Raw genomic sequence first — 11,305 nt, 5'->3', positions numbered from 1 at the left:
AACGCTCCGACCGCTCACAGCCCCCGCCTCGACGCCCACACTCGCTCCGATCCTCACACCTACGGCACACCCCACGCGGTTCACCGGTCACACGACGTATGGGCAGCCCCAGGCCACTCCACACGCGTGCCCGCCAAGCTTCTCACCAGCCACGGACGGTTCGACCGTCACAGTGCGGTATCAACCGCGTACTCCGTCCGCAGCTCGTCCGCAACCCGTTTCGAGGCGGGCGACCTCCCGGCCTTGGACCGGACCTTCGGCTCCGCGGGTGCATCCGAGACCGGCCTGGCGGGCTCCCCCGGCGTGACGTTCTGCTCCACGTCCGCCTCGGCAGCATCGGCATCCGCTTTTGCATCTGTCCTCAGACCGTCGAGGGGTGAGTCGGGACCCGAGATCTCCACGATCTTGCCCTGTGCCTCAAGCAGCATCTCGAACGACGGTGACAGCGGCTCCTTGGCCGCATCAGGGGTGCCACCCGCGGTCGTACGAGCGATCAGCTGAAGCCGTGCTTCAGCCGGGGGCAGCCCGGCGGACTTCAGCAGCTGCGCGCACGCGTCGGTCACGACCCCGAGCGTCGGCCGCTCCTCCGGGACATGGGCCAGCATCGATGCGATCAACGGCTTGATCGCGTCCGGTACGCCGCTCAGATCCGGTCCGATTGCGGGGTTCGCCACCTGCACGGCGACGGCTTCCCACGCCGCGCCGTCGTACGGATAGTGCCGGGCCGCCGCGTACAACAGCACCGTGCCCAGCGCGTACACGTCCGCGGCAGGCGTCACCTTCGGCTGCCCGCTCGCCTGCTCCGGCGGCATACAGCGCACGGTCCCGATGATCATGCCGCTGTGCGACAGCGACTCCGTCGCGGCGTCCATGAACGCGCCGAGCCCGAAGTCGATGATCACGGGACCGTCCTTGCCCATGACAACGTTCTGGGGCTTCAGATCCCGGTGCAGCAGTCCAGCTGAATGGACAGCACTCAGCCCCTCGGCAAGCAGCGCACCAAGGCTGGCGACCAGCGCCGTGGGAAGGACACCCTCCTCGTCGACACACGCAAGAAGCGTGCGCCCGGCCACGTACTCCATGGCCAGCCACGGCCGGTCGGCAAACGGGTCGGCGTCCAGGAACCGCGCCACCCTGTTCGTACCGATCACGGTCCGCGCGATCAGCGCTTCCTTCTCGAATCGCGCCCGCATGAGGGGATCCAGCTTGTCGCTCCGGATCCGCTTCACCGCGACCGGATCACCACCGGGGGTGTACGCGAGATACACCTCTCCCATGCCGCCCGAGCCCAGCTCCTTGGCCACGGTGTACCGACCGATCCGCTCGGGCATCCCCACCATTTGCTACTCAGCACTCCTTGCCCCCGCGCCGACCATTGGAGGCAGGGCGCCGATCAAGAGTAATCGAGCGTAGTCGTTGTCTGTCCGATGTACAGAAGATCCCTTGTTTCCACGCGCGGCGCTACGCGCTGGGCTTCGCTCACCCTGGACAGTCCGCTCGTAGCCGCGCACCCGTGCGGCTCGTGTGGCACGCTCGATCCAGGGGCGGACCGGCGCGAGGAGCCGCCATGGAGCGTGACGAACCCCCCGAAGATGAAGGCCCCCTCCCCGGCAGATTCTTCCGAACGAGGGAAATCCACAAGAAGTTCGGCATCGATTCCCTGGGAGCCCTGTGGGAATGGATGGAATCAGGCGCCCCTGTTCCCGTTCCGAAAGGAGCCAAACCGCCAGCTCCAGGTTCCAAGCGAACGTTCTATCGCGGGCAGCCAAATGCAGACTATGCACTCACCTCCAGCCTCTTTCGCGAAATATGGGCCAATGACCCCGACGTGACCGAGATGAAAATGCAAGAGGTTGAAAAGAACCTCCTGATGGTCATGAAGCACATTGAAGGAATAGGGCGGCTGATGACAGACGGAGAACTTCTCGCGGTCCTCCAGCACCACGGGATCCCCACCCGGCTCATCGACGTCTCCGCCGAGCCATACGAAGCCTTGTTCTTCGCTGTCGACCGCGCCGAAGACACTGATGGCCGCCTCTTCATCATCGAGCTCCCCGCCGTGACGAGGGATGGCCAGCCCGACACCATCCTCCTCACCGCCCAGGACGAGCTGGAGTGGAAAGGCACCGCGCTCGGTCCGCGCAACGCCAAGTCCGCGTGGACGAACCGGGTCGCTGTGATCCACCCCAACGATCTCGACCCCCGCATGCGCGCCCAGAGGGGTCGGTTCCTCGTCGGCGGGCTGACCGCCAGCTATCCGGGCCGACCTATGAGGTTCGAGGGGAAACGGCTCACCGCACAACAACAAGACGAGATCACCAACCTCAACATCTTCTTCCCGGACTACGCCGTTCCCGGAAAAAATTGGCCTGCCAAGGCGTGGACGGTGCGTATAGAAGCCCAATGGAAACGCGGACTGCGCGACCGTCTGAAGGCCCTGGACAAACCCATCACCATGGACAGCATGTATCCGCCGATCGGCGAAGTGCGCAGACTGGCCCTGCGGGAAATCGGCAGCATGGCCAGGACGTTCCGGGTACCGAAAAGCGCGTAGCTCGGCAGGGTGGAAGATCGCCATTCGCCCGGAAGCATGGTGGCGAGACCGCCCCAGACGGCCAGGGCGAGTGGGGAGATCCACTGAGCAGGTGCGGGGTCATCCCCGAGCATGGGGTTGCCGTTCTTCTACGAGCCCCATCATGCGATGGTCGGATACGATCATCGCGGCACTCGAACCAGCGTCACACCCCCTCTGTCCCGCGCAGTACAGATTCGGCGAGCCGTCGGCTGCGGGTACAGCGGTACAAGCCAGTTCCTCCTGCCCTTGCCCTTGCCCCTGCCCCTGTCTGAGTCAGGATCGCACCGTCCGCCGGAGAATGGGGAGACCAATCGCGCGATGGTCCTCCTCGGCCAGCCAGGCGTGGGCGCGACCACGCTGCCGCTCATCGCAGAACCGGCGCCAGGCTCGCTCATCACGGGCGAGCACGTCCTTGAAGCGCCAGCAGGCACCCCGCCCACCGATGGCAATCCGCAGCCGTTCGGCGATGGCGGCATCGCTGAGCCGTCGATGAACACCTCCATGTCCACTCCGCCCTGATAGCTTGCCAGCGCTTGCGCGGTGACCGCCTGGGCGCACTCCTCAGCTGCTACCAGCCGACACCGCATTGGATCAGCAAAGAGCCGTTGGCTCGCCAGAGGCCACGGACACCGCCCACCACTCGAACCCCATAGAACGACGGCAGGTGCGATTCCTCTGCATGGTGGGGCCGCGATTGTAGGGAAGAGGCGACGAGGCTACTCCTCCTCGCTATTCGTCTCGCCGTCGACATCCTCAGGCGTGACGGTGCGTCGGTATTGCGGGTGGTCCTTGTCCATCTGGAGGGCCGCGTGGAGGGGGATCGGGTAGCGGGTGCGGTGCTTCCAGGCGAGGGCCTGGTGGCAGAGCCTGGCGGTCACCATCATCAGTTCTCGGCGGTGCTCATTGTTCACGGCGATCGGGAAGATCTCGGTTGCGGTCATGGCGTAGTAGTTCGCCTTGATCTCGTTCTTCCCCTTGTTCCAGGGCAGTGCGCCATAGCGAGTTTTCTTCGAACCCTGTCTGCCGGCGCCGTTGCCGTCGAACTGATGGGTGGTGTTGACCAGCAGCCAGGTGCCCTGCTCCCCGAGATCCGGATCCGGGTCGATCCGGAAGACCTGCGTGGTGCGTTCCTTGGTCTTGATCTCGCTGTCGTCCTCGTCCGTGATGGTCACCTGCACCGGGCGCGGGACCTCCTCATCGGTGGTGTTGAGGCGGATCACGGCGATCGGCCGGTACTTGGGAGCGATCGTGGAGCCCGGGAGCCAGGTGGTGTTGGGCTCGGGTGGCTGGCCTTGGGTCCTGTTGTTCAGGCCCTTCCACAGCCGCCGGCAGGCCACGCCGTCCACCGTGACCGTGTACGGGATGCCACCCAGGTAGTCGGCGAGGTCTTCCAGCGCCTGGTCGATGACCTTGGCAGTGCTGGAGTAGCCGGCGAAGTTGTCCATGAACTCCGTCATCTTCCCGGCCGGATAGTCGGCGGCGTGGAAGGCGGCTTCGGCCAGGTGGTATGGCCTCCAGGTGCGGTCGGTGTAGGACCATCCGTGGAGCGTCCACGCACCGTCCGGCGCGGTGGGGGGCTTGAGGACGCTTGCGGAGACGGAGATCCTGGCGTCCCTCTCGCCCTGGCGGCGTGATTGCCTCCGGACGTGAACGCCGCAGTGCGCGACACCGTCGGCCGGGAGCTCACCGATGGGCTTGGTCAGAACACGGGAGATCCGCCGGTCGATGAACCCGAGGTTGCGGTAGAGATCCATTAGGCAGGACAGGCTCTGGTGGTCCATGCCGGTGGACTTGTCGATGCCGGTCTGGACGGCCCGGTCGATGTACTGGACGACCAGGTCCATTCTGGCCAGGACGCGGTGGGTCTGGTGCTTTGCGTCTTCGCTGTCCTTCGGCCTCTGCGGGGAGCCCTTCTTCCCGTCGCCGTACTCGGTTTCCGCCCATACACCGACGATCTCCCCCGACGCCGCCTTCAAGGAGACCAAGTCGGCCGTGTGCGCGGACCGGCCGGCTGCGGGCCCGTGCTGGAGGAATTCGGGAACGTGGTGGAAGACGACGCTGACCCGGGTGCCGTGCAGCGTGACGCTCTTGCCTTCGGCGGGGTTGAGACCGGCGGGGTCGAGTCCGTAGGCGCGGGCGAGTGCGTTGATCATCCGCTGACGGATTTCGTCGGTCGCCCACAGGCACACGATGCGCAGGTGCTTGAGACCCATGGCGTCCAGGGAGCGGGTGACGTCCAGCGGCTCCATGAGGACTTCGTCCTTCTTGGCCTGCTTGAAGTTGCCACCTTCGAAGAATCCGTACAACGGTTGGCAGTTGTCGCCGAGGGTGCTCTGGACGTGGTTGTACAACCCCCGGTAGTAGCCCATGCCGACACCCGAGCCGACGGGGAAATAGAAGTTCTTGGCCATGATGGGCCGCACGGTGCCCAGTGGCTGCGGGGCGGGCCTCTCCTCACCCTTCTCCTGGGCTTGCTGGCGAGCCAGCCTGTCGGCATGGATCTGCCGGTCTACCCCATGGATGACTGAGCGGCCCATGCCGAGCCGGGAGAGGGTCTGGAGGGCAAGCCGGTTGACGTTACGTAGGCGGCCCCGTCCATCGAGTTCGACCTCGACCAGCGGCCGGTCTGCACGGTCTTGCTCGGCGAGGACGGTGCGGGCGAAGTCCATGGAGCTGCTGATACGGGTCGCCGAGGCGGAGACGAGGATCAGGAGGTCCTTCACGTTGGGCTCGGTCTTCATACGCAGCCGGATCCGTGGAAGGGCGAACCGAGTTCCGCTCTCGTCCGGCCACGGGTCGTCCCATGCGACGAGACCACCCGCCGTGTCGGGGCGGAGCCGGACGGACAGGCCGTCGATCGCCCAGGGTTCGGCCGAGATCCGGCGGGCGAGGTCCCAGGCGACAGTCTCATAAACCCAGTTGGGGGCGTCTGGCTGCCTGCTCGGCGAGGACCCCAGGTAGTCGGCCAGTGCGCGCTGTTCCTGGGTGGTGGAGGCGAACTTCTCCGCGATGCTGACGGGCTGGTTCAGGTCGATGTCGTCGATGTCTTCGCCGGTCGCCAGTCCGTACAGCAGCGTGAAGACGTCGCGGACCGTGTCGTCGTCGATGGGGTCCCGGCTGGCCAGGACGGCTCGTTTGGCGTCGAGCCAGACGTACCCGCCGGTGAGGGCGCGAAGGGCCGTTGTCGCAACGGAGTGTGGGGCCTGGACCTCGTCCCGCCCTGCCCGGCGGCGGTAGGCGTTGTCGAAGGTGTTCCACAGCTTGACGCCGGCCGGGCCGCAGTCACGGACGTGGACGGAGGCGTCCGAGAGGAGGCTGCGCGTGACCCGGACGGCGAGGAGATCGAGACGCTGGGTCGCCTTGGGCGGGCGGGAGGACATAGGGACGGGTTCTCCTTCGAAGGTCATGCAGCAAGGTCGATTCCGGCGTAGGCAAGGAAGGCGGCGAGGGCTTCGCGGTAAATGTCCCTCATGCGGCGGCGTTCGTCCTCGTCCCAGTTGTCGTGCATCCGCTTGAGGATGCTGGCGAGGTCGGCCTGCCACGAGTCGCGGTGGAAGGCGTAGTCCACGAGGTGCAGAGTCATGTCCGTTCCACCGCGCCGTGCTCGTCCGGCGAGCTGGATCATGTCCACGACCATGCCTGCGACGATCTCCTCCTGCAGGACCTTGTGAGTCGACCCGAAGCCGGGCGCGGAGCGCATGATCAGGCTGAGGCGTCTCCACGCCTCGGTGCGTGCCGCGGTGAGAGCGCTGACGGGGTCGTCGCTGGGCTCCTTCGGCAGGCTGTTGAGGCCAGCGGCGTTGACCGAGGCGTACATCTCCGGAGGATCGCTCAAGAGCGCCAGGGGGCGGGTGCACAAATAGACGGGGGTGATCGCTGACTTGGTGCCGATGACGATGTTCAGGCCGCGGGCGATGCGCGCCATGGGGACGACGAGGATCTTTCCCTTGGTGGGGAAGGTCTCGAACTCCTCGGGTGTCAACTCGACGATGCCGGCGGGTAGCGGTGGCAGGTCGCTGCGGCGTTCCTTGTCCGGTGGGACGGCGACGCACAGGCCGCCGGTGTAGTTGCCGGAGTTGTAGATACCAAGGGCGATGTAGCGGCAGTGCAGGTAGGAGTTGACCACCACGGCGGCGTGGGCGCGGTCCTTGTCCTCCTTCTCCAAGCGTTCGAGCTCGGGGTGGATGCGGGTGTCGTACAGGTTCTCGCCGAGCGCCTTGAGGGCGGCGGCCTTGAGGTTCTGGGGGAGCCCGGAGATCTGGATGGGGTTGTTGAGGGAGTCGGTGATGGTGTGCTTCTTCGCGCGGATACTGTCCGGCGCAGCGTCGGTCATCCACCACTTCACGGTGCTGTGGATGTGCTCGCGGACGGCCTGCGGGAAGTACGCCGTCGCGGACAGGCCCATGACGGGCCGCTCCACGCCGGCGAGAGCGAGGGAGACAATGCTGCCCAGCTGGGCGGTGTAAGTGTGCGGGTCTCCGGTGATGCTCTGGGAGGTGAGCTCACCGGTCTTGGCCGGGTCGTCCAAGCCGGTGACGCGGTAGCCGAACAGGGCGCGGCCGAGCATGCCGAACGGGAGGATGTTGGCTCCGATGCCTCGTTCGAGGCGTTCGGCGAGGGCGCGGGCCGAGGCCAGACCGCTGGAGCGAAGTTGGGCCGTCTTGCCCGTAAGGTCGTTAAGGGTGTCGTCCAGCTCGGACAGCCAGGTGCGGACGATGAGCAGCTCGACGGCCTCGGCGCGGTCGTGCTCGTTCTTGACGATGCCGCTGAGGACGTCGTCCAGGCGGTGCTGTGCGTGGGTAAGTAGATCAGTACCGCGGTGGCCGAGAAGGTCACCAAGGACGCTACGCACTTCCCGGTGATGGTCTTCCAGTTCCACCATGCTGAACGGGTCGTCGAGCGGGTCATGTCCGGGTTTGGGCGGTCTGAGCGCATTGAGTGTGTCGAACAGCTCTTGCGGGATCTCGTGTTCGCTGGTGATGCCTGATTCGGGGAACAGCAGGTGGATCAGACGGCGGTCCCGGCCCCCGGAGATGTGCCATCCGGTGCTGTTCATACCCGCCCGGTCTCCGACGGGGCCTCCATCGCCCTCGTCGTGCCGCAGGTGGAGCTGCCCCTCGCAGACGGCGGCCAACAGGAACTCGGTGAGGTAGCGGGCGTAGGTGACCGGCGGGACGAGTTCCTTGACCGTGGCGGGCGGCTGCTTGCCAAGCTCGTCGTGGAGCTGCTGGAGCGGGATCTTCTTGTCGAGGCGGGAGTCCAGGACCAGCTCGCTGGAGCACTTCCCGATGGCCGTGGACTGGAACTGGTCGATCTCGTCGATGAGGGTGGCATGGCACCGGCGCAGCAGGAACTCGGCCACGCTCAGGCCGTCGGTGGGCCGACCGTCGAGGTCGATGCCGATGGGCATCCGGCCCATCATGAAGTTGTGGTGGTTGGTCACCACGATGGAAGCGGTGCACGCGTTGTGGTGTTGTTGGTACTTCCCGCACACCGGCACGAACGGGCAGCGTCGGGTTCCCTTGGCTGGGGGCAGCGGGTAGAGGCTCATACAGGATTCCGAGCCGACCGGGTAGGGGTGCGTGGACTCGGTGAAGCGGTTCAGCGAGCAGCCGTAGGAGAGCTGGCTGATCTTCCACCGGATCTTGGCCGACTGCTCGGCGATCGAGCCCTCGATGCGGGAGGCGACCTTCATGGCCCGCTCGTGCAGTCCGTACGGAGACATCAGGGGCGTACACGTCTCGGGGCGGCCAAGGTATGCGAGGTCCTGGCTGATATCCCAGGCTGCCGCGAGTGTCGCCTCCACGGTGGGCAGGACGATCGCAAGAGTCCGCCTGTTGATGGCGAACCACGACGCCATGACGCGGACGAGGACGCTCTTCCCGGTACCGGTGGGGGCGTTGAAGACCTCGGTCGCACCGGCGCGGAGGCGGATCATCTCCTTCGGAGAGATGGTGTCCGTGGTGTTGAGCTGGCCGAAGAGCGCCTTGAGGACCTGGTGCAGGTGTCGGCCTTCGGGCTTGAGCCGCTGATCCAGCTGCCGGGCGAGATCGAGTAGGCCGCTGGTAGGGATCTCGACGTTCGGGGTGTAGGCCGCGGTGTTCACCTGCGGCGAGCTCTGGCACGGGTCGGTTTCGGAGGTGCCCGCGAACGTGGGGAGGAGGGCGCGGCCCTGGATCTCCCCGATGCCTCCGGCGTAGAGCTTGCGTGTCATCCACACCCCGGCCCCGGCGGGCGATGCAGGTTTGGGACGGGGGTGATCCTTGTGGACCCGCTTCAGGGTGCGGTCCACATAGTCCAGAAGATCGTCTCCGACCCGGGGCGAGGCTGCTTCCGCCACGGGCGGTTCACCGACTGGAACGAACTGGGGGGCCTGCCCGGCAGGAGGCGTTGCCAGTCTTTTACGGGCGGCCTGGGTGAAGGGCGGCGCGCTGGCGAACTCACCGGGGGCGTTGACGAGAACGTCCGCGAGTCGTTGTTTCTCCTCGTGCGGCAGGCTCGCCCAGGCCGACCACTTGTCGTACTGGCCGGACAGGAGGAATGCGGCGTACCTGAACCTCGCGGTGGGCTGCCCGTGCTCGTCAGGCGGACCGGGGAAGTAGTGGGCGGCGAGTGCCAGCGCGCAGAAGACCGCCGCGTCGTCCTTGCGGAGCTTGCTTGTCAGGCCCATCGGACTCCCGCCCTCCTGCAGATCTTCTCGCCCATGTCACCTGCGGTGGCCACGTTCAGGCCGAACTCCGCGCACACCCCGCGCAGCAGGGGAAGAGAGGCTTCGCGGTGGTCGGGGACGACAATCCACTCCGCTCCACCGGCATCGCCGCCGTCAGCCTGGATCTTCTTCGCCAGCAGCTTCTCCGAGGTGAAGTCCTTGATGTCGAGCAGGAAGGACTCCGTCTCGTCGTCGCGGTGCCACACATCCACGTGCAGGTCATAGGCATCCTGGTAGGGCCACAGGGTGATCGTGCCGGGACAATCGGCCCCGACGCCCAGGGCGACGGGGTTCATGTAGGGCTCCGGGGCGGCGACGAAACCGCGTGAGCGCAGCGCGTCGTACAAGGCGATCTCGACGAGGCCAGGAACAGTGGTGTAACGCCACGGGCCACGCGTCAGCGCGAGATGCCCGCCGGCTGGCAACGGCTGCGGCACGGGCCCGCGCAGGACGGGGGCGAGGACGGACGCCGCTCCGGTGGGGGCCGGGGGTGGGGCGCCCGGGATCAGCGACGGCGGCTTCCCGGCATCGGGGATCTTGAAAGTGTAGGAGGCTCCCATCAGCTCCGCGTGCGGCCGGTAGAAGCAGCGGACCCTGCCAGTGACCGTTTTGCGGGAACGGTGTTGGGTGACCTTCATCGGCCAGCGGCACACGGGGCAGGCGAACCACCACTGATCGTAGAGCGCGGCAAAGCTGATGGGCCGGTAGAACTGGCCGACGACGCTAGGGAGGTTCAGCCGCCGCACCTCCGTCTCGGTCCCGGCCTGCATACGAGACAGGTCGGAACGACCCTTGACGTATGCCTCTTGGGTGCCTCGCTTCCGTAACCCCTCATAGACAGTGACCTGGTCCATCTCCTGTTCGAGTTCCGCGAGGGAGGTGGACCGGCCGTCCCGGGTCGCCTTGAGGACGGCTCGCGCGACCTCCCTCTGTTCATGATCCAGGTCGAACAGGTCCTCTTCGAACAGGCCATCGTCATTGATGAGTTGGACGCCGGTCATCTCCTCCGGCGGCACCCCGTCAGGGAGGAGGAGGGCGAGCTCGCCGGTCAGTATCTCCAGGAAGGCGTCAAAGGGGAGCGGCTGGCCGGGTCCACGGGCGGCGAGGACCTCCCCGTGGCCCTCCATCAGAGTGCGCAGGCGGCCTTCGGGAGACTGCTCAGTGTTCGTGAAGGCCTCGGCCGACATGGCCGCCGCCCGCATCACCATCTGCCGGATTACGTCATGACTGATCGGCTCGGTCATGGAAGTGAACATCACGCTCGGCAACATAGACCAGGGGTCTGACAATCGAGCGGCGATCAGGGCCGTTACAGCGAATCCGGGACGTTGACCTGGACATTTGGATACGCAGTCTGATATGCGGCGCGGTACGCGTTAATGTGCCGCCTTCCAGCCTCGGTGATCCGCCACCGGTACTCCAGGACGAACGTCCCTCGCCCCTTCTCGGTACGAACGGCGAAACAATCGATGTAACCCCGACTCGGCTTGCCGTTGGGGCGGTAATCGGTACCGAGGTAGTACTTGGCCTTGCCTCCCATCACGTCCTCGGGCAGCCCGTCTGGACCGGCGGCGGCGACCCTTGCCAGATTGCCCCACAGCCACTCCGACAACAGGTGCTTGGGACGGCGCGGCGCAGGGGCGATGCCTAGTCCGACACGGGCACATGCCCGGCCCGCACGGGTCAGTTCCACCAGAACACGGGTAACGAGACCGACCTCCGGAACGTCGATCCGATCTTCAGTGATCTTCAGAAGCCCTCTGCGAGCGAGAGCGTGCAGGGTGGCTCCGGCTCCGGCGTCGAGGCGACCGTCATCGCGAAGGCGTCTCTGAATCGTGGTGTACTCCGCGAACGGAAGGTCGGCTTTGATCGAAAACGGCAGCTTGCGCCATGCGGAGGCCGGCCCTGGGTCCTGATAAGTGGACCGAGCCGCCCTAGCTCGGCGCTCCGCTTCCTGGTCCTCACGAAAGCAGGCGAGCAAGTAGCTACGCTGACGGCTATTCAGACCATCCCACATCGCG

General features: G+C 66.1%; 7 protein-coding genes. 2 read left to right on the top strand and 5 right to left on the bottom strand.

Going from position 1 to position 11,305, the window contains the following annotated elements:
- Nucleotides 1-167: 167 nt before the first annotated feature.
- Nucleotides 168-1,331 (bottom strand): serine/threonine-protein kinase, encoded by a 1,164-nt coding sequence (locus ACFT4A_RS01325; RefSeq protein ID WP_382824839.1) that lies wholly within the window; start codon nt 1,329-1,331, stop codon nt 168-170.
- A gap of 236 nt (nt 1,332-1,567) precedes the next feature.
- Here ACFT4A_RS01325 and ACFT4A_RS01320 point away from each other — a divergent pair, with 236 nt between their 5' ends.
- A complete protein-coding gene (locus ACFT4A_RS01320) occupies nt 1,568-2,554 on the top strand; it encodes an FRG domain-containing protein (RefSeq protein ID WP_382824838.1) in 987 nt (328 codons plus the stop codon).
- 339 nt (nt 2,555-2,893) lie between these two features.
- The gene (locus tag ACFT4A_RS01315; RefSeq protein ID WP_382824836.1) at nt 2,894-3,094 is read left to right on the top strand and encodes a hypothetical protein; all 201 of its coding nucleotides are present in this window, start codon (nt 2,894-2,896) and stop codon (nt 3,092-3,094) included.
- A 197-nt stretch (nt 3,095-3,291) separates the two neighbouring features.
- Here ACFT4A_RS01315 and ACFT4A_RS01310 read toward each other — a convergent pair whose 3' ends face one another.
- The 4 genes from ACFT4A_RS01310 to ACFT4A_RS01295 form a co-directional block, all read right to left on the bottom strand.
- Nucleotides 3,292-5,955, bottom strand: a complete 2,664-nt coding sequence (locus tag ACFT4A_RS01310; RefSeq protein WP_382824835.1) for an RNaseH domain-containing protein — start codon at nt 5,953-5,955, stop codon at nt 3,292-3,294.
- A 23-nt stretch (nt 5,956-5,978) separates the two neighbouring features.
- Nucleotides 5,979-9,245 (bottom strand): hypothetical protein, encoded by a 3,267-nt coding sequence (locus ACFT4A_RS01305; RefSeq protein WP_382824833.1) that lies wholly within the window; start codon nt 9,243-9,245, stop codon nt 5,979-5,981.
- Nucleotides 9,236-10,528 (bottom strand): hypothetical protein, encoded by a 1,293-nt coding sequence (locus ACFT4A_RS01300; protein ID WP_382824831.1) that lies wholly within the window; start codon nt 10,526-10,528, stop codon nt 9,236-9,238. The genes ACFT4A_RS01305 and ACFT4A_RS01300 overlap by 10 nt, the downstream gene beginning before the upstream one ends.
- Before the next feature lie 65 nt (nt 10,529-10,593).
- Entirely contained in the window at nt 10,594-11,301 is a 708-nt protein-coding gene (locus tag ACFT4A_RS01295; RefSeq protein ID WP_382824829.1) for a hypothetical protein, read from the bottom strand.
- Between the last annotated feature and the right edge of the window lie 4 nt (nt 11,302-11,305).

This window comes from Streptomyces sp. NPDC057099, from assembly GCF_042671245.1.
Taxonomy (GTDB): Bacteria; Actinomycetota; Actinomycetes; order Streptomycetales; family Streptomycetaceae; genus Streptomyces; species Streptomyces purpurascens.
The sequence above is the reverse complement of the archived record's forward strand: the minus strand, read 5'-3'. Positions and strand labels throughout refer to the sequence as shown.